Origin of the sequence: Bradyrhizobium sp. LTSP885, assembly GCF_000938305.1 — a bacterium.
Lineage (GTDB): Bacteria > Pseudomonadota > Alphaproteobacteria > Rhizobiales > Xanthobacteraceae > Bradyrhizobium.
Window position 1 is genome coordinate 238,527 of record NZ_JYMT01000031.1, and the last position, 23,375, is coordinate 261,901.

The window sequence follows — 23,375 nt, forward strand, 5'->3', positions numbered from 1 at the left end:
CGAGTCCCTGCTAAACCGCCGCCCATGACATCTCCCAACACCAATCCTTCCAACACCAAGTCATCGGTCGCCGCGATCTCGATCCTCGCCAGCGCAGGCATGGCCGCGGCGAAGTTCGCGGTCGGCATCGCGATCGGATCGCTGGCGTTGATCTCCGAAGCGCTGCACTCGACGATCGACCTGGTCGCCACCATCATCACCTGGGCGGTGGTGCGGGTGTCAGACCAGCCGGCCGACGCCGAACATCACTACGGCCACGGCAAGTTCGAGAGCGTCTCCGCGCTCGGCATCATCGCCCTGCTCTACGTGCTGGCCGGCGGCATCCTGGTCCAGGCCTATAGCCACCTCCGCGAAGGAATGGCGCCGCCGGCGGTCTCGGCGATCCCGTTCGTCGTGCTCGTGATCGACATCGGCGTCAACCTGTGGCGCGCCCGTGCGCTGCACCGGGCTGCGCGCGACACCAAGAGCCAGGCGCTGGCGGCCGATGCGCTGCATTTCGCCTCCGACGTCATGGGCTCGTCGGCCGTCATCGTCGGCCTGATCCTGGCGGGGCTCGGCTACTGGTGGGGCGATGCCGCGGCGGCGATCGCGGTCGCAGTTATGATCTCCCTCCTTGGCTTGCGGATGGCGCGGGAAACGGTCGAGACCCTGCTCGACCGCGCGCCCGAAGGCGCGCAGGAGAAAGCCACCGCCGCGATCAAGGCGGTGGCTGGCGTGGTCGATGTCGAGCGCCTGCGCGTCCGCACCGTCGGGCCGACACATTTCATCGATGCGATCGTTGGCGTGCCGCGCACCTATCCGATCGACCGCGTCGAGGAGATCAAGCGCAGGGCGCAGGAGGCTGTGACCAAAACGTTCGGCGACGCCGATTTGACCTTCACGGCGGTCCCGGTCGCGCGCGACAATGAAAGCGTGCGCGAGCGCATCATGGTGATCGCCCGCAATTCCGGCCTCGCCATCCACCACGTCACCGTGCACGATCTCGGCGGCAAGCTGACGGTCGCGATCGATCTCGAGGTCGACGGCGAGATGGCGCTGGATGCGGCGCACGATATCGCCCACGACCTCGAGCGCGCGATCCGCGAGGATTTTGGCGAGGACGTCGAGGTCGACACCCATATCGAGCCGCTCGAGCCGGAACTGCCGTCCGGAACCGACGCCGCGCCGGACCGCGTCGAAAGCATCAAGGCGGCGTTGACGCGCTTCGCCGCCGAGGGTGCGATCCATGACATCCACAATGTGCGGGTCCGCAACACCGATGCCGGCGAGATCGTCAACTTCCACTGCCGGGCCGCGCCCTCGATGAGCGTGATCAAGGTGCACGAAGCTGTCGACGAGATCGAACGCGCGCTGCGTCGCGCGTTCCCGACCATCAAGCGCGTGATCAGTCACGCCGAGCCGACGCGCGCGTAGTTCTACGGAGCCGTTCCTGTTTCGGACTCACTTTGCGCAGACCGATTCTCTATTGGACAAGATTTATTTCGCATTAACGAATCGTTGACTCTCGACAGCCCCGAAAATCTGGATTCAAATCATCATGATTCGGATGCATCGTGGGGAGCGTCCGAACCGCGTGAAAAGCAGCTTGGAATGGGGGTCTACGGCATGGCGCGCGCGCATGCGGCGAACGCGTGTGTCCAATCCGATTCGATCAAGGGATTGGCACAATCGATCGCAAAACCGGCCTATCACAGGCTCCTGACGGCCGAGCCCGCATTGCGCCGCGCTGTGCCCACTCTCATCATCGCCTTCCTGATCACCATCTGCCTCGGCGCCTTCGTCCAGGTGATCGACCAGAGCCGGCAAAAACGCGGCGCGACGAAGCGCGACCTTGCCGCGCTCTCCGACATCCTTGCCGAGCGTCTCGACCGCCTGACCTCGGTGCGACGAGATCGGGTCAGCAACATCGAGCACCTGCAGGAACTGCTGCCTGACCTGATTCCATCCTGGGGCATCGCGCTCGGCCGCCACGTCATCGTCACCGGCGCCGATCACCGCGTGCTGGCGCGGATGCCGATCGACGGCGTCGGCGAGAGCGACCGCATCCTCGATGCCATCTCCACCGCGCAACTCCTGGCCGCGCCCGGCCAGCAGGGTGTGGTCAGCGACATGACGCTGCCCAACGGCACCGGCGCGCTGGCGATCTCGCAACTCGTCAAGTCGCTGCCGGGCCAGATCGTCGTCATCCAGGAGATGAACGAGCCGATCTGGGGATCGGACGCGGCGCTCGCGGTGACGCTGTCGGCGACCACGAGCTTCGTGGTGCTGATCCTGGGCTTCGCGTTCCACTGGCAGTCGACCCGCGCCCGCGAGGGCGATTTGATCAACGACGCCGTGCGCGGCCGCATCGACACTGCGCTCAACCGCGGCCGCTGCGGCCTCTGGGACTGGGACCTGTCGCGCGGCAGGATATTCTGGTCGCAGTCGATGTTCACCCTGCTCGGGCTCGACTCGCGCAACGACCTGCTCACCTTCGGCGAGGTCAACGCGCTGGTGAAATCCGACGACATCAACCTGTTCGACATCGCGGACCAGCTGATCGCCGGCAAGCTCAAGCATATCGACCAGAGCTTCCGCATGCAGCATGTCGGCGGTCACTGGATCTGGCTGCGCGTCCGCTGCGAGCTCAGCCAGGCGGCAGCCGACGGCGGCCTGCATCTGATCGGCATCGCCGTCGACATCACCGAGCAGAAGAGCCTCGCCGAGAAGTCGGTCGAAGCCGATCTTCGCCTGCGCGATGCGATCGAGACCATTCCGGAGGCCTTCGTGCTGTGGGATGCCGAGGACCGCCTGGTGCTCTGCAACTCGCATTTCCAGCGGCTGCACAAGCTGCCTGATACCGCCGTCTCCCCCGGCACCTCCTATGAGACCGTGATCGAAGTCGGCAGCATGCCGGAGGTCCGCACCCGCCTGCACGAAAACGGCGCACCGGCGCCGGGCGCGCGGACCTTCGAGGCGCAGCTCGACGACGGCAGCTGGCTGCACATCAGCGAGCGCCGCACCAAGGACGGCGGCTACGTCTCTGTCGGTACCGACATCACCCGCATCAAGGCGCACGAGCAGAAGCTGGTCGACAACGATCTGCGGCTGCGCGCCTCGGTGATCGATCTCAAGCGCTCGCAGGGCGAACTGGAGCGGCAGGCCGTCGAGCTCGCCGACCTCGCCGAAAAATACTCGGAAGAAAAGACCCGCGCCGAGGACGCCAATGCGGCGAAGTCGAAATTCCTGGCCAATATGAGCCACGAGCTGCGCACACCGCTCAACGCCATCATCGGCTTCTCCGAGATCATGGGCTCAGGCCTGTTCGGCACGCTCGGCTCCGACAAGTACCAGGAATATTGCCACGACATCCTGACATCGGGGAAATACCTGCTCGAAGTCATCAACGACATCCTCGACATGTCGAAGATCGAGGCCGGCCGCATGAAGTTCGACATGGAGCCGCTCGACCTCTCCGGCATCCTCGCGGAGTCGCTGCGGGTGGTCTCCGGCCGCGCCGAGGACAAGCACCTCACGCTGGAATCCGATATCCAGAGCACGATTTCGGCGGTCGCCGATCGCCGCGCCGTCAAGCAGATCATCGTCAACCTGCTCTCCAACGCGGTGAAATTCACGCCCGACAACGGCCGCGTGCTGGTGCGTGGCCAGATGCTGGACGACTCGATCGTGCTGTTGATCGCCGACAGCGGCATCGGCATCGCGCCGGACTCGCTGCGGCGGCTCGGAAAGCCGTTCGAACAAGTCGAGAGCCAGCTCACCAAGAGCTACCAGGGTTCCGGCCTTGGGCTCGCGATCGCGCGGTCGCTCACCGGCCTGCACGGTGGCACGATGCGGCTTCGCTCGAAGCTCGGCGTCGGCACCGTCGTCCGCGTCACGCTGCCGCGCGATCCGCGCGCGCAGCAAGCGAAGCTGGCGGCGGCGGCGTAGCAGCCGGTGCCGGTCAGCTATCCTTCCGCCGCGTCGTCGCGATCAGCACCAGCATGAAGGAGGCCGCGGTCATCAGCGTCGAGATCGCGGCAATGGTCGGGTCGATCTCGTCACGCAGCGCGGTGAACATCCGCTTGGTCAGCGGCTGATACTGGCCGCCGGAGATGAACAGCGCGACGATCGTCTCGTCCATCGCGGAAATGAATGCGAAGATGCCGCCCGCGATCACGCTCGCCTTGATCTGCGGCAGCGTCACCGCGAAGAAGCTGCGCAGCCGATTCATGCCAAGGCTGCGCGCCACCATCTCCTGGGTGGCATCGAAGCTCTGCAATCCCGCCACCACCGAGATGATGACATAAGGCAGGCCGAGCATGACATTGGCGAGCACCAGCCCGGTCAGGCTCGCGACCAGGCCGACCTTGGCATAGACGAAGAAGATGCCGACCGCGGTGATGATGATCGGCACCACCAGCGGCAGCAGCAGCGTGATGTGGATCACGCGCATGATGCGCCATGTCGAGCGGCTGACGGCATAGGCCGCGGCGACGCCGAGCGGGGTTGCGATCGCGACCGTCAGCACGGCGACCGTCAGCGTCACGCGCGTGGCCTGCATCCATGCGGCGTTGCCGACATATTCCTGGTACCAGCGCGTCGACAGCGACGGCGGCGGAAACGCGAGGTATCGCGCGCCGGAAAACGACATCGGTGCGATGATCAGGATCGGCAGGATCAGATAGAGCAGCACCAGCACGCAAACCAGCACGAAAGCGACGCGATATGGGCGTGACATGTTCATCGCTGCCCCAGCACCCGATCGAGCGGGACGAACCGGCTGACGACGAAGAAGATCGCGGCCACCGCCAGCAGCAACACGACGCCGACGGCGCTTGCCGCGCCCCACTGGTCGTAGAGCTCGACATTGCGGCTCACCAGCATCGAGACCATCACGGTGCGGCCGCCGCCGAGCAGCTCCGGCGTGATGTAGAAGCCGAGACTGAGCACGAACACCAGCGTGCAGCCGGCCAGCACGCCCGGCAGCGACAGCGGCAGGAAGATCTGCCAGAAGGTCAGGACCGGCCCCGCCCCAAGGCTCGCACCGGCCTGCAGCAGATCGCGGGGAATCTTCTGCATGGTGGCGTAGAGCGGCAGCACCATGAACGGCAGCAGGATATGCAGCGTCGCGACCACGGTGCCGAAGGTGTTGTGAACCAGCGCCAAGGGCGCGTCGATCAGGCCGAGCTGCCGCAACAGCTGGTTGATCACGCCGGTCCGCTGCAGCAGCGCCAACCATGCATAGGCGCGCACCAGCACGCTGGTCCAGAACGGCAGCACCACCAGCGCCAGGATGACGATGCTCCAGCCGCGCGAAACGATGCTCGCCGCATAGGCTATGGGATAGCCGAGCAGCACCGCGAGCACCGTGACCGTCAGGCTGATCTCGAAGGTCAAGGCGAAGCTGCGCCAGTAGATGTCCTCAGCCAGGATGCGGCGATAATTCTCCAGCGTGAACCCGTCATGCCAGATCGACTGCCAGGCCAGCCATCCGACCGGCAGCACGACCAGCAGCAGGATCATCAGCAGCGCCGGAAACGCCAGCGCCAGCATCGTCAGCTGTTCGCGGCGCTGATACTGACGCGAGATATCGGGCATTGGAGCTGGCACGGCGTCGATCCTCCGAAGCGACTACTTCTGCATGAACGCGACCCAGCGCTTCTCCGCCGCCTCGCCGGCCGGCGACGACCACCAGGCGTAGGACATCAGCGCCTGCTTCTCGGCATTCGCGGGCGCGCTCGGCAATTTGGCGGCGCGCTCCGAGCTGATCACGCCGGTGTCGAATGCCTTCGGATTGGCCGGGCCGTAGTCGATATTGAGCGGCAGATTGGCCTGATGCACGGGATCGACCGCCTCGTTGAGGAAGCGCGTTGCGGTCGCGAGATTCGGGGCGCCCTTCAGGATGCAGAGCGAGGTGCTCTGCAGGATGCCCTGGTTGAAGGTGAAGCCGACCTTGGCGCCCTCGCTGGTCAGCGCGCTGACACGGCCGTTCCAGGCCATCACCATGTCGACCTCGCCGTCATTGAGCAGTTGCGCCGATTGCGCTCCCGAGGTCCACCACACCGTGATGTCGGGCTTGATCTGCTCGAGCTTGCGGAAGGCACGGTCGACATCGAGCGGATAGAGCTTGTCGGGCGCGACGCCATCGGCCATCAGGGCGGCTTCCAGCGTCGCGAACGGGTGATTGCGCAGCGCGCGGCGGCCGGGGAATTTTTTCACGTCCCAGAAATCAGCCCAGCTCGATGGCGCAGCGCCCGGGAACGTCTTCTGACTATAGGCCAGCACGCTGGAATAGAATTCGTAAGCAACCGAATAGGGAGAGCGATAGGCTTCAGGCATCGCCGCGCCGTTCGGCAGCTTGGCGAAGTCGAGCTTCTCGACCAGGCCCTGCTCGCCGCCGCGCAGGCAATAGCCGGTCGGCACGTCGACCACATCCCAGGTCGGCTTGCCGCTCGCGACCTGCGACTTGATCGCGGCCCAGGCGTCGGGAATGCTGTCCTGGTTGATGGTGATGCCGAGCTTTTTGGCTGAAGGATCGAGGATCGCAATCGTCTGCGCCTTCTGATAGGCGCCGCCCTGCGAGACGAAGGTGATCTCGTCGGCGCTGGCCGGAAGGCCCGACAGCGCCGCCAATGCACCAAGGGAGACACCGAGAATTGCGCGCCGGCTGGTCAATGCAATCATCATCCTCAATCCCTCTCGTTATGGCCGGGCCAGTGATGGCTACCGGCCGGCCGCATCCAGAAACTGGTACCAGCCGGCCACCACACGGACGGCCGGTTCACGCAACGCATAGAACGGAATGATCTTGAGACTGTCAGCATCGAGCAGGCCGAGATCGACCGCCTCGCCGCGCACCAGCGCCGCGAGATAGCGGCCCATCAGGCTCGACATCGCAACCCCTGCGCCATTGTAACCGACCGCGTACAGGGTGCGATCGTCGAGGCGGCCGACATGCGGCACCGAATCCAGCGTCATGGCGACAAGGCCGGACCATTTGAACGCCAGCGGAATATCTGCAAGCTCCGGAAAGATACCGACCATCGCCTTGCGCAGCGCGTCGAATGCGCTGTCGGAATCCTGCTTGCCGAAGGCGCCGCGGCCGCCGAACACGACGCGGTCGTCGACCTTGCGGAACCAGCGCATCATCCGCTTGGTCTCGGTGTAGCTTCGCCCCGTCGGCATCAGGCTGCCAGCCAGATTGGGCGACAGTCTCTCCGTGGCGATCAGCGCGCTGCGGAACGGCACCAGCGTCCGCTGGACGCGCGCGGTGGCCGATGTCAGGTCGGAATAGCTGTTGGTGGCAATGATCGCGTGGCGTGCCCGCACGACACCATCGGGTGTCTCCGCAATGACACCGGCGCCGTCGCGGCGGAGCGTGAGCACGGGGCTTTCCTGGAAGATCGGCACGCGGCGTTGCCTGAGGCCCCGGGCGAGGCCGCGCAAATAATTCAGCGGGTGGATCCCGCCGGAGCCGGGATTGAGAATGCCGCCGACAAAGACGCTTGAGCCGGTTTCATCGCGCACCTGATGGGGATCCAGGATACTGACTTCGGTGTCGCGCATCTCGCGCGTCATCCATGCGGCCTCGTCGATCGCGGCCCGCAGCGTCGCATCATTGTGCGCGGCCTTGACCTGCCCGGTCCGCGTCAGCCGAGCGCCGGTGATGCCGAATTCGGACACCAGCTCCTCGACCATGTCGACCGATTCATGCGCGATCTCGTACATCCGCCGCGCCATGGCCCGGCCATGCGCGGCATCGATCTCGCGGAACGACAGCCGGAACTTGGCGGTGATGACGCCGCCATTGCGGCCGCTGGCGCCCCAACCGGGCTGGTTGGCCTCGAGCACGATGGGCGCAAGGCCGCTCTTGGCAATGTGATGTGCGGCCGACAGGCCGGTATAGCCGGCCCCGATGATCACGACGTCGGCCTGCTGCTCGCCCTTCAGCCTCGGAAAGGCCGACAGCGGCTCCGCGGTGTCGGCCCAGAGCGAAGCCGCCGGAATCATCGGGGTCCAGGCGTTTGCCATCACCGCGTGCCTGCCCTTCAGCTTCCGACCGCGGCGTCAGCGAACGCCTTCATCGACGCGAAATGGAAATCCGGCTTGGTCAGCTCCGCCACTTCAGGCGTGCCGCCGAATCCCTTCAGGCCCTGGCGACGCTCGATCCAGCACACCTTGTAGCCGAGCTTCCGCGCGATCCCGATGTCATGATGCTGGCTCTGCGCAACATGCAGGATATCGGACTGCTTGTAGCCGAACGCCGATTGCCGCCCCTTGTTGAAAGCGAAGAACTCGGGATTCGGCTTTGCGACGCCGGTATCGTCGGCACACACCGTGTCGTGAAAGGGATTGCCGAGCGCGTGCGCGTACGCCGACAGCGCGACGCGATCGGCATTGGTCATCGCGACCAGACGGAATTTGGTGCGCAGGCGCTTCAAGGCCTCGACGGAGTCCGCAAACGGTTGCCAGCGCAGCACCGCGAGCTGGAACGCATCGCAGGCATGGTCATCCGACGGCAGGTCGAGTTCCTTCGCGAGATCGCGGTAGACATGGAACATGACCTCGCTCGACCGCTCCGGATGCGCGTCACGGCCGCGCTTGTAGGCGGCGAAGATCTGGTCATCACCAAGCGACGCAGCTCTCGGGCCGCCGACCCGGCGCACCCCTTCCAGCACACCGGTCTCAAAATCGATCAAGGTGCCGACGACGTCGAACGTGAGAACCTTGAAGCTATCGTAGGACATGGTCATCTCTGTTGTTGTTGGACGATGGAGGCTCATGGCCGCGCCTTCGGCACGACGATGGTGTCTTCGGGATGCAGCGTGACCGTGAGTTCGCCGCCGAGCGGCGGAATGCGGCGCGCAGCTTCATAGTGGCTCGGCTGACGCAGGCTCAAGCTCGTGCCGTCCGCAAGCTGCAGGAACACGCGCAGGCTTTCGCCCTGATAGACGACGTCGGTGACCTTGCCGGTCAGGCGGTTGCGCGCGGCATCGCCGGCGCCGTCGTCGATCAACAGCTTCTCGCTGTGGACGGCGAGCATCAATTCGTCGCCGTCCGGAACCGGACGCGTGCTGCGCAGGATCGCGGGACCGAGCACGACGCTGCAGGCATCGGCGCGGCGGACCGGCAGCAGGCTGGCCTCCCCGATGAAACTCGCCACGAAGGAATCGGCCGGATGATCGTGCAGCCGTTGCGGCTTGTCGATCTGCACGAGCTTGCCATCCTTGAGGATCGCGACGCGGTCGCTCATGGTCAGCGCCTCGCGCTGGTCATGCGTGACATAGATGATGGTCGCGCCGATGCGCTTGTGGAGTTCGCGCAGCTCGATCTGCATCGCCTCGCGCAACTGCTTGTCGAGCGCCGACAACGGCTCGTCCATCAGGATCAACCGTGGCTCGAAGATCATGGCGCGTGCAAGCGCCACGCGCTGGCGCTGGCCGCCGGAGAGCTGGGAGATGCCGCGCGACTCGTAGCCGGCAAGGCCGACCATCGCGAGCGCGGCGCGCACCTTGTCCGGCCAGTCGGCCTTCGGCAGCTGCCGTGCCCGCAACGGAAAGGCGACGTTCTCGCCGACACTCATATGGGGAAACAGCGCGTAGTTCTGGAACACTACACCGATGTCGCGCTTGTGCGGCGGCAGCAGCGTCACATCGCGGTCGCCGAAATGGATCGAGCCCGAAGACGGCGGGATGAAGCCGCCGAGGATGCCGAGCAGCGTGGTCTTGCCGGAGCCGGACGGGCCGAGCAGCGAGACGAACTCGCGCGGCGCAACGTTGAGCGAGACGTTATCGAGGGCGCGAACCGCGTCGTAATGCTTGCTCGCGGACCTGATGTCGACGCTCTCTCCGCCCTTGTCCAATGGACGACCCCGCTGCGTTGCGGATGGTTGCGCCACGATGCGCACCATCGTTGCCACCGGCGGGTTGCCGCCTGTGGCCGGTGAACCGGCATGATCTCGTCTTATAGACCCGCGTAGGTCGGCCAGCCTTTCGCGGCGGCCTTGCTGCTTTGGGTTTCACAACCGACCCGCACGAACGGGCCATTCCGTCAATGCAAACAGACTTGCCGAGAACCGGCAATTGCCAAATTCTCACCAGAGGCATAATCTCACGTTATGTCTGAGCTCCGCCGGAAGCTGCCCTCCACTCACGCCCTCTTCGTGTTCGACGCGGCGGCGCGCAATGGCAGCTTCACGGCGGCCGCCGCCGAGCTCAACGTGACGCAGCCGGCGGTCAGCCGCATGCTCGGACAGTTCGAGGACTATCTCGGCGTCCGCCTGTTCGACCGCACGGCCGGCGGCGCCGTGCTGACGGAGGACGGCGAGATTCTCTACCGCCGCGTGTCCGACGGCTTCCGCAGCATCGAAAGCGGATTGATCGAGATCGACCGCCGTCGCAAGGGCATGGAGACGGTGACGCTGTCGGTGTCATCAGCTTTCACGACGCATTGGCTGATGCCGCGCATCGATAAGCTGCAGCGGCAGTTCCCGACCGTCGATCTGCGCTTCCAGCTGATCTCGGGTCCGCTGCGCGGGCCGGTCGACAATGTCGATCTCGGCATGCGCTTTCGCGATCGCTTCGATCCCGAACAGAACGGCGCGCTGGTGATGAAGGAAGTGATGCTGCCGATCTGCAGTCCGGCCTATCGCGACGCCGCGCGCGCCGATGGGCCGATCGAGGCGAACACCATCATCCGCCTCGCCGAAACACCGGGCGACTGGGCTGCCCAGTATCAGACCTTCCTGACCAGACGCGCCGGGCCTGCGAAGTCGCTGAGCTTCTCGGACTATGCGGTGGTTGTACAGGCCGCCCTGCTCGGCCAGGGTATCGCGCTGGGCTGGCTCACGGTCGCAGCCCATTGGCTGCTGACCGGCGCGCTGGTGCCGGCCTCGGAGACGCTCACCACCACACGGCGCCTGTGCGAGCTGGTCTATCCGCCCGACCGCTCGGTGCGGCCTGTCGTCGCCGAGATCAGGGACTGGATCATCACGCAGATGCGCACCGACATGATTGCGATCGACAAGCTCTATCCGCGCCTGAAGCTGATAGCTGCGAGTTACTGAGCTTCCAGCGTCGGCGCGACCTCGCGCGCGACCTGCACCAGCGCCGCGATCAGCGGCGTCATCGGATCGCGCTGCGGGATCACCAGGCCGATGCTGTAGTTCACAACGGGATCGACAATCGGGATGCTGCGAACGGCATCGGCCAGGCCGAGCGTCTCCGCAAGTTTCGCCGGCATCACGCTGGCCCAGCGGCCGGTCTTGACGTGGGTGTAGAGCACCAGCAGCGAATTCGAGGTCAGCGTCGGCTTGGCCTCCGCGCCGACCGAGGTCAGCGCCCGATCGATGATGCGGCGATTCTGCATGTCGGGCGTGAGCAGGCAGAGCGGCACCTGCCCGACCTCCCTCCACGTCACCTGCTTGCGGTCGCCGAACATGCTGTCCGGCGCCGTCAGCAGACGATAGCTCTCGTTGTAGAGCGGGATGGTGCGGACCTTGCCGATCGGTTCATTCTCGATATAGGTCAGCCCGGCATCGACCTCGAGATTTTCCAGCAGGCCGAGCACATCCGCCGACGTGCAGGACTGGATCTGGAAGCGCACATCGGGATGCTTTGCCCGAAACGGCGTCGTCAGCGACGCCACCATGCCGAGCACGGTCGGGATCGCGGCGATCCGGATTTCGCCCGACAGCTTGTCCTTGAGGCTATTGATCTCCTGCTTCATCGCCCGTGTATCGCCGACGATGCGGCGCGCCCAGTCGAGCGTACGTTCGCCTTCCGGCGTGAAGCCCTGGAAGCGGGATCCGCGTTGGACCAGCATGACGCCGAGGATTTCCTCGAGCTGCTTGAGGCTGGTCGACATGGTCGGCTGGGTGACGCCGCAGGCCTCCGCCGCCCGCCCGAAATGCCGCTCCTTGGCCAGCGCCAGCAAAAGTTCCAGCTTGTCGATCAAGGATCAAACCCCATCAGAAAACGGTGTCCCAGCACGGCTAACAGGTATCACGACCGCGGTGCGACCCCTAATTCCAAAAGCGCCCCGGAAGTCCGTGACTCCAGACCATTATTGCGATCCTAAATTACTCCATTCGGCAACGCTATTAATCGCTTTTCGCAATCGCCGCATGAGACAGCTTTATTGATATTTTGAGGGATTCCAATTCACATGTGGGGAGTCGAGAACTCTGATCGTGAGAGCGCGGATGGCATCGGGATACGAACCTTGGGACGAGGCGCGCGGCGCCGAAATCATCGCCGAACATGCCAAGCTCGAAGGCGCCACGCTGGTCATCCTGCATGCGTTGCAGGAGGCGTTCGGCTACGTGCCAGAGCCGGCGATCCCGATGGTCGCGGAGGCGCTCAGCCTCTCCCGCGCCGAGGTGCACGGCGTGTTCACCTTCTACCACGACTTCCGCAAACAGCCGGCCGGACGGCATGTCCTGAAACTCTGCCGCGCCGAGGCCTGCCAGGCCGCCGGCGGCGATGCGCTGGCCGCGCGCGCAGAGACGCAACTCGGCATTTCACTTGGAAACACCACGCCGGATCAGCGTGTGACGCTGGAGCCGATCTATTGCCTCGGCCTCTGCGCCACGGCGCCGTCGGCGATGCTTGACGGACGCGTGGTCGGCCGGCTCGACGCGGCGCGGATCGATGCGCTGGTCGCGGAGGCACAGCGATGACGATGCGGATTTTCGTTCCCCGCGATGCCGGTGCGGTCGCCGTCGGCGCCGACGACGTCGCACTCGCCTTCGCGCAGGCCGCCGCCGCGCGCAACGTCGCTGTCGAAATCGTCAGGACCGGTTCGCGCGGGCTCTACTGGCTGGAGCCGATGGTCGAGTTGGCGACGGCTCAAGGCCGCATCGCGTTCGGTCCGGTGACCACAGCGGATGTCCCTTCCCTGCTCGACGCAATGGCCGGCGACGGCCCGCATCCGCTGCGGCTTGGTGTCACAGACGAGATTCCCTGGCTGAAGCGCCAGACTCGCCTGACCTTCGCGCGCTGCGGCGTGGTCGATCCGCGCTCGGTCGACGACTATCGGGTCCATGGCGGCTACAGGGGCCTTGAGCGGGCGCTGACGCTGACCCCCGACCAGATCCTTGCCGACGTCACCACCTCAGGCCTGCGTGGCCGGGGCGGCGCCGGCTTCCCCACCGGCATCAAGTGGAAGACGGTGGCGCAGGCCAGCGCCGACCGCAAATTCATCGTCTGCAACGCCGACGAAGGCGACAGCGGCACCTTTGCCGACCGCATGATCATGGAAGGCGACCCCTTCGTCGTGATTGAAGGCATGACGATCGCGGGTATCACGGTCGGCGCCACCAAGGGCTACATCTACATCCGCTCGGAATATCCGCACGCGGTCATCGCGATGAACGCGGCAATCGAAGCGGCGACCAAGGCCGGCTATCTCGGCGCCAACATCGGCGGCTCCAATCACAGCTTCGATCTTGAAGTCCGGGTCGGCGCCGGCGCCTATGTCTGCGGCGAAGAGACCTCGCTGCTGGAAAGCCTTGAAGGCCGCCGCGGCATCGTGCGCGCCAAGCCGCCGTTGCCCGCGCACAAGGGCCTGTTCGGCAAGCCGAGCGTGATCAACAACGTACTGTCGTTCGCAGCGATCCCGTTCATCCTCGACAACGGCGCCAAGGCCTATGCCGATTTCGGCATGGGCCGCTCGCGCGGCACGATGCCGATCCAGCTCGCCGGCAACATCAAATATGGCGGGCTGTTTGAGACCGCATTCGGCGTCACGCTCGGCGAGCTGATCGACGAGATCGGCGGCGGCACTTTCACCGGTCGCCCGGTGCGCGCGGTGCAGGTCGGTGGCCCGCTGGGCGCCTATTTCCCACGCGCGTTGTTCGACACGCCGTTCGATTATGAATCCTTCGCTGCGCGTGACGGCCTGATCGGACATGGCGGCGTGGTGGTGTTCGATGACAGCGTCGATATGGTCAAGCAGGCGCGCTTCGCGATGGAGTTCTGCGCCATCGAGTCCTGCGGCAAGTGCACGCCGTGCCGGATCGGTTCGACCCGCGGCGTTGAGACCATCAACAAGATCATCCATGGCGAGCGCGTGACCGAGAACCTCGCCGTGATCGAAGACCTCTGCAACACCATGAAATTCGGCTCGCTCTGCGCACTCGGCGGCTTCACGCCCTACCCCGTGATGAGCGCATTGAAACATTTCCGGGAAGATTTTGGCGGAGATTTAGGTCCCGCCCCTGCGCGCCTTCAGGCCGCGGAATAAAGGAGATCACGATGTCGCTGATCCAGGAAACCGATTTCGGCACGCCCAAGTCCAAATCCGAGACGATGGTCACGCTGACCATCGACGGCAACACGATCACGGTGCCCGAGGGCACCTCGATCATGCGCGCGGCGATGGAGGCCGGCACCCAGATCCCGAAGCTGTGCGCGACCGACATGGTCGACGCCTTCGGCTCCTGCCGGCTCTGCCTGATCGAGATCGAGGGACGCGCCGGCACACCCGCCTCCTGCACCACGCCTGCCATGAACGGCCTCGTGGTCCACACCCAGACCGAGCGGTTGAAGAAGCTGCGCAAGGGCGTGATGGAGCTCTACATCTCCGATCACCCGCTGGACTGCCTGACCTGCGCCGCGAATGGCGACTGCGAATTGCAGGACATGGCGGGGGCGGTCGGTTTGCGCGATGTCCGCTACGGCTATGAGGGCGAGAACCATGTGTTCGCCAAGTCGCATGGCTGCGATAATGACGCCTGGATGCCGAAGGACGAGTCCAATCCGTACTTCACCTACGATCCTTCCAAATGCATCGTCTGCTCGCGCTGCGTCCGCGCCTGCGAGGAGGTGCAAGGCACCTTCGCGCTGACGATCTCCGGCCGAGGCTTCGACAGCCGCGTCTCGCCCGGCATGAGCGAGAGCTTCCTCGGCTCTGAATGCGTCTCCTGCGGCGCCTGCGTACAGGCCTGCCCGACCGCGACACTGACGGAAAAATCCGTGATCGAGATCGGCCAGCCCGAGCATTCGGTGGTCACCACCTGCGCCTATTGCGGCGTCGGCTGCACCTTCAAGGCCGAGATGCGCGGCGAGGAAGTGGTGCGCATGGTACCGTGGAAGGACGGCAAGGCCAATCGCGGCCATTCCTGCGTCAAGGGCCGCTTCGCCTGGGGCTACACCACGCACAAGGAGCGCATCCTGAAGCCGATGATCCGCGAGCGGATCGAGGACCCCTGGCAGGAAGTGTCCTGGGACGAGGCGTTCAATTTCGCGGCCACCAAATTCAAGGGCATTCAGCAGAAGTATGGCCGTGACGCGGTCGGCGGCATCACCTCGTCGCGTTGTACCAATGAAGAAACCTATCTGGTGCAGAAGCTGATCCGCGCCGGCTTCGGCAACAACAATGTCGACACCTGCGCCCGCGTCTGCCATTCGCCGACCGGCTATGGCCTGTCGGCGACCTTCGGTACCTCGGCCGGCACGCAGGATTTCGACTCGGTCGAGCACACCGACGTCGTCATGATCATCGGCGCCAATCCCGCAGCCGCCCATCCGGTGTTCGCCTCGCGGCTGAAGAAACGGCTGCGCCAGGGCGCAAAACTGATCGTTGTCGATCCGCGCCGCACCGAAATGGTGGAATCGCCGCACGTCAGGGCGCTGCATCTGCCGCTGATGCCCGGCACCAACGTTGCCGTGGTGACTGCGCTCGCCCATGTCATCGTCACCGAAGGCCTCGCCGACGAGGCGTTCATCCGCGAGCGCTGCGACTGGAGCGAGTTCGAGGACTGGGCGGCGTTTGTCTCCGATCCCAAGAACAGCCCGGAAGCGACCGCCATCGTGACCGGCGTCGATCCGAAGGATCTGCGCGAGGCGGCGCGGATCTTCGCAACCGGCGGCAACGGCGCGATCTATTACGGGCTCGGCGTCACCGAGCACAGCCAGGGCTCGACCACCGTGATCGCGATCGCCAACCTCGCAATGGTCACCGGCAATATCGGTCGGCCCGGCGTCGGCGTGAACCCGCTGCGCGGCCAGAACAACGTACAGGGCTCCTGCGACATGGGCTCGTTCCCGCACGAGCTGCCCGGCTATCGCCATATCTCGGGCGATGCCGTGCGCGAGCAGTTCGAGGCGATGTGGAACGTCAAGCTCAACAAGGAGCCGGGCCTGCGCATCCCCAACATGTTCGATGCCGCAATCGAAGGCACCTTCATGGGCCTCTACGTGCAGGGCGAGGACATCCTGCAGTCCGACCCGAACACCAAGCATGTAGTGGCGGCGCTATCGTCGATGGAATGCGTCATCGTCCACGACCTCTTCCTGAACGAGACCGCAAATTACGCCCACGTCTTCTTGCCCGGCTCGACCTTCCTGGAAAAGGACGGTACCTTCACCAATGCCGAGCGCCGCATTCAGCGCGTGCGCAAGGTGATGACGCCGAAGAACGGCCTTGCCGACTGGGAGGTCACGATTGGCCTCGCCAAGGCGATGGGTTTTGAGATGCACTACAACCATCCGTCCGAGATCATGGATGAGATCGCGGCGCTGACGCCGACCTTCGCCGGCGTTTCGTTTGCCAAGCTCGACGAACTCGGCTCGGTGCAGTGGCCCTGCAACGAGAAGGCGCCGGAGGGCACGCCGATCATGCATATCGGCGGCTTCGTCCGCGGCAAGGGCAAGTTCATCGTCACCGAATATATCGCGACCGACGAGCGCACCGGCCCGCGCTTCCCGTTGCTGCTCACCACCGGCCGGATCCTCAGCCAGTACAATGTCGGCGCGCAGACCCGCCGCACCGAGAACGTGGTCTGGCACGCCGAGGACCGGCTGGAGATCCATCCGCACGATGCCGAGCAGCGTGGCGTGCGCGACGGCGACTGGGTGCGGCTGAAGAGCCGCGCCGGCGAAACCACGCTGCGCGCCCTGCTCACCGACCGTGTTGCACCGGGCGTGGTCTACACGACGTTCCACCACCCGGACACGCAGGCCAACGTCATCACGACCGAGTTCTCCGACTGGGCGACCAATTGTCCGGAGTACAAGGTCACCGCGGTGCAGATCTCGCCGTCGAACGGTCCGTCCGACTGGCAGAAGGCCTATGACGAGCAGGCCCGCCACTCCCGGCGCATCGCGCCGGTGGTGGAGGCCGCGGAGTAGCGATGCGCGATCCCGTCCACAAGGCAAACCGGAAGGTCTGGCGCAACGGCGCGTTCAGCGAGGGCGCGCGCCTGATCCCGGAGGAGACCGCGCTGGCGTTGACCTACAATGGCGGCACCTATGCCGTGATGATGGGGACGCCCGAGGACCTCGGCGATTTTGCAGTCGGCTTCAGCCTGAGCGAAGGCATTGTGCAATCGGCCGACGAGATCGAGACGCTCGACATCGTCGAACTCGACGACGGCATCGAGCTTCGGATGTGGCTCAAGCCGGAGAAGGCCGCGCTGATCGCCCAGCGCCGGCGCAATATCGCCGGCCCGACCGGCTGCGGTCTCTGCGGCATCGACTCCATCACCGAAGCGATCCGACCGGCCGCGATCGTGCCGGCGGGCCGGTCGTTCTCGCCGCGCGAGATCATGTCCGCGGTGGCCGCGGTGGCGCCGCTGCAGGAGATCAATCACCAGACCCGCGCGGTGCATGCCGCGGCATTCTGGACGCCTGGGCGTGGCATCGTGGCGCTGCGCGAGGATGTCGGACGTCACAATGCACTCGACAAACTCGCCGGTGCATTGGCGCGCGACAAGATCGTGACCAGCGAGGGCATGGTGGTGCTGACCAGCCGCGTGTCAGTCGAAATGGTGCAGAAGACCGCGGCGATCGGCGCACCGCTGATGGTCGCGGTATCGGCCCCGACTGCGCTCGCGCTACGGACGGCGGATGCCGCCGGCATCACGCTCGCCGCAATCGCCCGCTCGGACGGATTTGAACTGTTCACCCATCCGGAACGCGTCACGGGCGCGGTGACCGGCAAGGAGTCCGCTTATGTCGTCGTCGCCTGACAGGCTGGTTTACATGGCAAACCAGATCGGGAAATTCTTCCAGAGCCAGGGCCACGACCGTGCGGTACAGGGCATTTCCGAACACATCTGGAAGTTCTGGGATCCGCGGATGCGCAAGCAGATATTCGCCCATCTCGACGCCGGCGGCGCCGGCCTCGATCCCAACGTCCTCGACGCGCTGCAGAAGCTGAAGCTGCAGGCCTAACCGCCGCCCACGATCGCGTTGAACACCCGCCGCACCTCGCTTTGCGTCTCGCGCAGGCGGGCTTCCAGCGTGGAGAAATCCGGCGAGTCGCCGGCCCGCGCCATCACGCGCAGCAGATCTTCACCGGCGTGCTCGGGATTGAACTTGCCGACGACGCAGAGCCGCAGGATTTGCGTGAGGTCGTGATAGAGCCGCACCGCCGAGCGCAGAATCTCGGCCTCGGACTGGCCGAGCAGGCCGAGCTTCGCCGCATGGTCGAGCACCTGCAGCGTCGAGACGCTGAGGATCTCGGGCTTCGCTGCCGCATGCGCGAGCTCGAGATATTGCGCGATGAAATCGACGTCGACCAGCCCGCCCGCGGCGAGCTTGAGGTCCCAGACATCGGCCTCGCCTTTTTCCAGCGCGATGGCGCGCCGCATGTCGGCGACATCGGCGGCGGTGCTCGCCGCATCACGCGGCCGCGTCAGCACGCTGCGGATGATCGCCTCGATCTTCGCGCGGAACTGCGGTGACGCCGAGATCACCCGCGCGCGCGTCAGCGCCATGTGCTCCCAGGTCCAGGCCTCGCGCTCCTGATAGTCGGCAAACGCGTCGATCCGCGAGGCGACCGGACCGGCGCGGCCCGACGGCCGCAGCCGCATGTCGACCGCATAGAGTACGCCGTAATTGGTGCGGGTGGTGAACGCGCTGATCAGGCGCTGGGTGAAGCGGGCGAAATATTGCGCGCCGTGCAGCGACCGCTCGCCGTCGGAATCCGGTGCCTCCTGGTCGTAGTCGTAGAGCAGGATCAGGTCGAGGTCGGAGGACGCCGTCATCTCGCGGCTGCCGAGCCGGCCCATCGCGATGATCGCGGTCTCCTGCCCGTTGATGCGGCCATATTGCGCGGCGAACTGATCGGTGACGAGGCCATGCACCGTGTGCACGATGCCCTCGGCAACGTCGGCAAAGGCGACGCTCGCCTGTTGCGCCGAGACGGTGCCGGAGAGAATCCGGGTGCCGATCAGGAACAGGCTCTCCTGGCCGAACAGCCGCAGACGGTCGAGGAAATCCTCGTAGGAGGACGCATCCTGCAGCGTCACCGCCAGTCGCTCCGACAGCTCTTTCTTGTCCGGCATCGCGCCGAAGAACCGCGGGTCGATCAGGCCGTCCATGATCTGCGGCTGGCGTGCCAGCATGTCGCCGAGCCGCGGCGCCGCGCCGAGGATCAGCGCCACCAGCGCGACGAGATCGCGGTTCTGGCTGAGCAGCGAGATCAGCCGCCCGCCGCGTTGCAATGCGCCGAGGAAACGGTCGAACGCCACCACCGCGTCATCAGGCTCCTCGGCATGCGCGAGGCCGTCGATCAGGCCGGGAAGGAATTCCAGGAAGGCCGCGCGCGTCGCTTCCACGCGCAGCGCGCGGTAGTCGCCCTCGATCCACTGCTGCACGGTTCCGGCAACCGCAACAGGCTTTTTGAAGCCGAGATTGGCGAGATGGTCGAGCAGGCGGGAGTCTTCGGGCCCGGCGCCGTAATCGGTCTGCGGCAGCGTCGCGGTGCCGGTCGGATCGTCGCCCTCGAACAGCTTGCCGTAATGGCCTTGCACGGTCTTGAGATGGCCGAGCAGATCCTTCGCGAACGCCTCGCGATGCTCATAGCCGAAGAAATGCGCAAAGCGCTCGACCGCGTCGGCTTCTTCCGGCAACGAATGGGTCTGCTCGTCGGCGATCATCTGCAACCGGTGCTCGACCCGGCGCAGGAACTCGTACGCCGCCGTCAGTTCGTCACGCGCCTCAAAGGTGATCCAGTTGCTGTTGGCGAGCACATTCAGTGCCTCCAGCGTCGGCCGCACGCGCAGGTCCGGGTGCCGGCCGCCAGCGATCAGCTGCTGGGTCTGGGCGAAGAACTCGATCTCGCGGATGCCGCCACGGCCGACCTTGACGTTATGGCCCTCGACAGAGATCTCGCTCTGGCCACGAAAGGTCTGCATCTGCCGCTTCATGTCGTGGACATCGGCAAGCGCGGCGAAATCCAGGTGCTTGCGCCAGACGAACGGCGCGAGCTCGGCGACCAGCGCTTCGCCAGCCCTGGGGTCACCGGCGTAGGGCCGCGCCTTGATCATCGCGGCGCGCTCCCAGGTCCGCCCCTCCCGCTCGTAGTAATGCAGCGCGGCGACGGTCGAGATCGCGACCTGGGTCGAGGCCGGATCGGGGCGCAGCCTGAGGTCGACGCGGAACACGTAGCCCTCGCCCGAGCGCTGTTGCAGAATCCGCGCCATCGCCTGTGTCACGCGCACGAAGAACGGCTGCGGTTCGATGTCCTCGGCAAGCGACGTCGCCGCCGGATCAAAGAACACGATCAGGTCGATGTCGCTGGAGTAGTTCAGCTCACCGGCGCCCATCTTGCCCATCGCGAGCACGATCAGGCCGCTCCCCTCTTCGGGGTGTTCGGGGTCGACGGCCGTCATCCGGCCGCGGGCGACCTCCTGCCGGAGCAAAAAGCGCAGCGCCGATTGCACCGAAGCCACCGCAATATCGGTCAGCGCCGCGGTCACCCGCATCACCGGCCAGACGCCGCCGATGTCGCACAGCGCGATCATCAGCGCGGCCTCCGCCTTCAAGCGGCGGAGCAGATGCATGACATCGGCCTCGCTACCGGCTGAAAACACCGCGCGCGAGGTGTTCTCGATCAGCGCTGCGAGGTGCGGCTCCGGGTCGCATGACAGGATCCGGATCAGGCGGGCGACGTCAGCACGCGCCAGTTCGAACAAATAAGGCGAGAACTCGGCAATGCCGCGCAGGATGTCCCGTGCGAAGGGATGCGCCAGCAGCGCGTCGAGCGCAGCCGATTGCTCCGGTTCGAGCTCGGCGAACCAGTCGGTCAGGCGCTGTTCTGCGGATAGGGATGCGGCGACACGCGGTCCGTCCGCGAACCGCGCGGCCAGACGATGTCGATCCGCGTTTCCCGGCGCGGCGGCATTCATGCCGCCTTCTGTGGCACATCCTGCGTTTGAGCCGCAAGCCTGTCACTGCCGCCGACGCGCACCGGCAGCACCAGCGTCGCGACCAGACCGGGGTGCGCATCGCCGAACCGGAGCTCGCCGCCATGGAGCGTGGCGACGGCCGAGGCCAGGCTGAGGCCGAGACCGGACCCGGGCAAGGTGCGGCTGGCCTCGAGCCGCACAAAGCGCTCCACCGCGTGCTTGCGATCGCCCTCGGGAATGCCGGGACCGTGGTCGGTGACGCTGAGCAGGACCTGGTTGCCCTCGCGCCGCGCCTCGATCAGGATTTCCCGGGCGGCGGCGTTCAGCGGCTGGACGGCGGCATCGGGCTTGCCGTATTTGATCGCGTTCTCGACCAGATTGGCGACGGCCTGGCTGATCAATTCGCGGTTGCCGTGGATCGGCGCCGGAGCGGCCTTCACCCGCAGCGTCATATCGTCGTCCTCGGCAAGCGGCTCGTAGAGCTCGTGGATGCCGTTGGCGACGTCGGCGGCGTCGAAATCGTCCATGTTGCCGCGGGCCTGGCCGGATTCGGCGCGCGCGATCATCAGCAGCGCATTGAAGGTGCGGATCAGGCCGTCGGACTCCTCGATCGTCCGCTCCAGCGCCGCGCGATAGTCGGCCTCGCCGCCGGACCTCGCCAGCGCCTCCTCGGCGCGATTGCGCAGCCGCGTCAGCGGCGTCTTGAGGTCATGGGCGATGTTGTCGGAAACCTCCTTCAGGCCCATCATCAGCGCCTCGATGCGCTCCAGCATGGCATTGAGGTTTTCCGCCAGGCGGTCGAGTTCGTCACCGCTGCGGCCGACCGGAAGCCGACCGGACAGGTCCCCCGCCATGATGCGCTTGGTGGTGCCGGTCATGGCGTCGATCCGGTGCAGCACGCGGCGGGCGACGAAGATGCCGCCGCCAATGCCGAGCACGACGACGACCAGGATCGACCATTGCGCGGCCTTGGCGACGATCCCGAACATCCGTCGCCGTTCCTCGAGATCGCGGCCGACCAGCAGGCGGAAGCCGTTGGCCATCTGGGTGACACGCACCAGCGCGCGATGGTCGGTATTGTCCTGGTCGTCGAGCCGCCGGTAGGCGGTCTCGGACCAGCCCTCCGTGCCTATCACGCCCGGCGCCAGCGAGCCGACATTGCCGGCAAGCGCCTGCCCATTCGGCGCCGTGACCAGATAGAGGTTGGCACCCGGGCGCAGCGCGCGGTTGCCCATGGTGAACAAGAGGCCGCTCAGGCCGCGGCGATTATAGATGCCGGTGATCTCGCCGATCTCGGCGTTCACGGTGGTGGTGATCTGCTCGGTGATCAGCCGCCGCGTGTTCCACGCGAAATAGGCCAGCAGCGAGGCGGCAAACAGCGCAAACAAAAGCAGATAGACCAGCGTCAGCCGAAACGCCGTGGTGCGGATCAGTTTACCGAATGCCGTCACGGATCATGTACCCCGCGCCGCGGATCGTGTGCAGCAACGGCCGCTCGAACCCCTTGTCGATCTTGGAGCGCAGCCGCGAGATGTGCACGTCGATGACATTGGTCTGCGGATCGAAATGATAATCCCAGACGTTCTCCAGAAGCATGGTGCGCGTCACCACCTGCCCCGCATGCTTCATCAGATATTCAAGCAGACGAAATTCGCGCGGCTGCAGCGTCAACTCGTCCTTGCCGCGGGCGACGCGATGCGACAGCCGATCGAGCTCGAGATCGCCGACCCGGTAGGTGGTCTCCTCGGTGGGGCCGACATTGCGCCGCGACAGCACCTCGATGCGTGCGAGCAGCTCGGCAAAGGAATACGGCTTCGGCAGGTAGTCGTCACCGCCGGCGCGCAGGCCCTTGATGCGGTCATCGACCTGGCCGAGAGCTGAGAGGATCAAGACCGGCGTCCGGTTGCCCTTTTCGCGCAGGATTCCGATCAGTGACAGCCCGTCGCGCTTCGGCAGCATGCGGTCGACGACCAGCACGTCGTAGTCGCCGCTGTCGGCCATCGACAGGCCTTCCTCGCCGTCGGCGGCGAGGTCGGCGACGTAACCGACTTCGCGAAACGCCTTGACCAGATAGTCGGCGGACTCGCGGTCATCTTCGATGATCAGGATGCGCATTTGGGGGGCAGTTGCAGTCACGGGAATTGGCCTTCTCTCACCATGGCGCGGCCGGCCTGCACATGCAAGACGACCGCGCACAATCCAGATTGTGTGAAAAAAGCGGGCGGTGAAGCTGGGGAACCTCACCGCCCTTAGCCCTTCC

The 23,375-nt window shown here is 65.5% G+C and carries 18 protein-coding genes; 8 read left to right on the top strand and 10 right to left on the bottom strand.

What is annotated here, in order from left to right; all coding sequences use genetic code 11:
• The first annotated feature begins 24 nt into the window (after positions 1 to 24).
• Positions 25 to 1,413 carry a cation-efflux pump gene (locus UP09_RS19720; protein WP_044539915.1) on the top strand — a complete coding sequence of 463 codons (1,389 nt, stop codon included), beginning with the start codon at positions 25 to 27 and terminating at the stop codon, positions 1,411 to 1,413.
• 192 nt (positions 1,414 to 1,605) lie between these two features.
• Positions 1,606 to 3,927: a sensor histidine kinase gene (locus UP09_RS19725; RefSeq protein ID WP_044539970.1), complete on the top strand. Its 2,322-nt coding sequence runs from the start codon at positions 1,606 to 1,608 to the stop codon at positions 3,925 to 3,927.
• Between the two features lie 13 nt (positions 3,928 to 3,940).
• On the opposite strand, the gene UP09_RS19730 is transcribed toward UP09_RS19725, so the two are convergent.
• From UP09_RS19730 to UP09_RS19755, 6 genes are all read right to left on the bottom strand, one after another.
• Entirely contained in the window at positions 3,941 to 4,723 is a 783-nt protein-coding gene (locus UP09_RS19730; protein ID WP_044539916.1) for an ABC transporter permease, read from the bottom strand.
• Positions 4,720 to 5,532 (bottom strand): ABC transporter permease, encoded by an 813-nt coding sequence (locus UP09_RS19735; RefSeq protein WP_044539971.1) that lies wholly within the window; start codon positions 5,530 to 5,532, stop codon positions 4,720 to 4,722. Before UP09_RS19735 ends, UP09_RS19730 begins: the two co-directional genes overlap by 4 nt.
• Positions 5,533 to 5,610: 78 nt before the next feature.
• Positions 5,611 to 6,663 (bottom strand): ABC transporter substrate-binding protein, encoded by a 1,053-nt coding sequence (locus UP09_RS19740; protein WP_044539972.1) that lies wholly within the window; start codon positions 6,661 to 6,663, stop codon positions 5,611 to 5,613.
• 39 nt (positions 6,664 to 6,702) lie between these two features.
• On the bottom strand, positions 6,703 to 8,010 hold the full coding sequence (locus UP09_RS19745) for an NAD(P)/FAD-dependent oxidoreductase (RefSeq protein WP_044539917.1): 1,308 nt from the start codon (positions 8,008 to 8,010) through the stop codon (positions 6,703 to 6,705).
• Between the two features lie 17 nt (positions 8,011 to 8,027).
• Positions 8,028 to 8,726, bottom strand: a complete 699-nt coding sequence (locus UP09_RS19750) for an HAD-IA family hydrolase (protein ID WP_044539973.1) — start codon at positions 8,724 to 8,726, stop codon at positions 8,028 to 8,030.
• Between the two features lie 32 nt (positions 8,727 to 8,758).
• Positions 8,759 to 9,841 carry an ABC transporter ATP-binding protein gene (locus UP09_RS19755; RefSeq protein ID WP_044539918.1) on the bottom strand — a complete coding sequence of 361 codons (1,083 nt, stop codon included), beginning with the start codon at positions 9,839 to 9,841 and terminating at the stop codon, positions 8,759 to 8,761.
• 255 nt (positions 9,842 to 10,096) lie between these two features.
• Between UP09_RS19755 and UP09_RS19760 the strand changes: the two genes are divergently transcribed.
• The gene (locus UP09_RS19760) at positions 10,097 to 11,044 is read left to right on the top strand and encodes a LysR family transcriptional regulator (protein WP_044539919.1); all 948 of its coding nucleotides are present in this window, start codon (positions 10,097 to 10,099) and stop codon (positions 11,042 to 11,044) included.
• Here UP09_RS19760 and UP09_RS19765 read toward each other — a convergent pair.
• On the bottom strand, positions 11,038 to 11,934 hold the full coding sequence (locus UP09_RS19765) for a LysR family transcriptional regulator (RefSeq protein WP_044539920.1): 897 nt from the start codon (positions 11,932 to 11,934) through the stop codon (positions 11,038 to 11,040). The two genes, UP09_RS19760 and UP09_RS19765, sit on opposite strands and share 7 nt — an antisense overlap.
• A 247-nt stretch (positions 11,935 to 12,181) precedes the next feature.
• Between UP09_RS19765 and UP09_RS19770 the strand changes: the two genes are divergently transcribed.
• From UP09_RS19770 to UP09_RS19790, 5 genes are read left to right on the top strand one after another with little or no spacing between them, the layout of a single operon-like run.
• Positions 12,182 to 12,658 carry a formate dehydrogenase subunit gamma gene (locus tag UP09_RS19770; protein ID WP_044539921.1) on the top strand — a complete coding sequence of 159 codons (477 nt, stop codon included), beginning with the start codon at positions 12,182 to 12,184 and terminating at the stop codon, positions 12,656 to 12,658.
• Entirely contained in the window at positions 12,655 to 14,223 is a 1,569-nt protein-coding gene (locus UP09_RS19775) for a formate dehydrogenase beta subunit (RefSeq protein WP_044539922.1), read from the top strand. The genes UP09_RS19770 and UP09_RS19775 overlap by 4 nt, the downstream gene beginning before the upstream one ends.
• A gap of 11 nt (positions 14,224 to 14,234) precedes the next feature.
• Entirely contained in the window at positions 14,235 to 17,111 is a 2,877-nt protein-coding gene (gene fdhF / locus UP09_RS19780; protein WP_044539923.1) for a formate dehydrogenase subunit alpha, read from the top strand.
• A 2-nt stretch (positions 17,112 to 17,113) separates the two neighbouring features.
• Entirely contained in the window at positions 17,114 to 17,950 is an 837-nt protein-coding gene (gene fdhD / locus UP09_RS19785; RefSeq protein WP_044539924.1) for a formate dehydrogenase accessory sulfurtransferase FdhD, read from the top strand.
• On the top strand, positions 17,934 to 18,155 hold the full coding sequence (locus UP09_RS19790; protein ID WP_044539925.1) for a formate dehydrogenase subunit delta: 222 nt from the start codon (positions 17,934 to 17,936) through the stop codon (positions 18,153 to 18,155). Before fdhD ends, UP09_RS19790 begins: the two co-directional genes overlap by 17 nt.
• Here UP09_RS19790 and UP09_RS19795 read toward each other — a convergent pair.
• From UP09_RS19795 to UP09_RS19805, 3 genes are read right to left on the bottom strand one after another with little or no spacing between them, the layout of a single operon-like run.
• Positions 18,152 to 21,115, bottom strand: a complete 2,964-nt coding sequence (locus UP09_RS19795; protein ID WP_044539926.1) for a bifunctional [glutamine synthetase] adenylyltransferase/[glutamine synthetase]-adenylyl-L-tyrosine phosphorylase — start codon at positions 21,113 to 21,115, stop codon at positions 18,152 to 18,154. The genes UP09_RS19790 and UP09_RS19795 overlap by 4 nt on opposite strands.
• On the bottom strand, positions 21,112 to 22,566 hold the full coding sequence (locus UP09_RS19800; RefSeq protein ID WP_044539927.1) for a sensor histidine kinase: 1,455 nt from the start codon (positions 22,564 to 22,566) through the stop codon (positions 21,112 to 21,114). The genes UP09_RS19795 and UP09_RS19800 overlap by 4 nt, the downstream gene beginning before the upstream one ends.
• On the bottom strand, positions 22,550 to 23,230 hold the full coding sequence (locus UP09_RS19805) for a response regulator transcription factor (protein WP_044539928.1): 681 nt from the start codon (positions 23,228 to 23,230) through the stop codon (positions 22,550 to 22,552). Before UP09_RS19805 ends, UP09_RS19800 begins: the two co-directional genes overlap by 17 nt.
• Between the last annotated feature and the right edge of the window lie 145 nt (positions 23,231 to 23,375).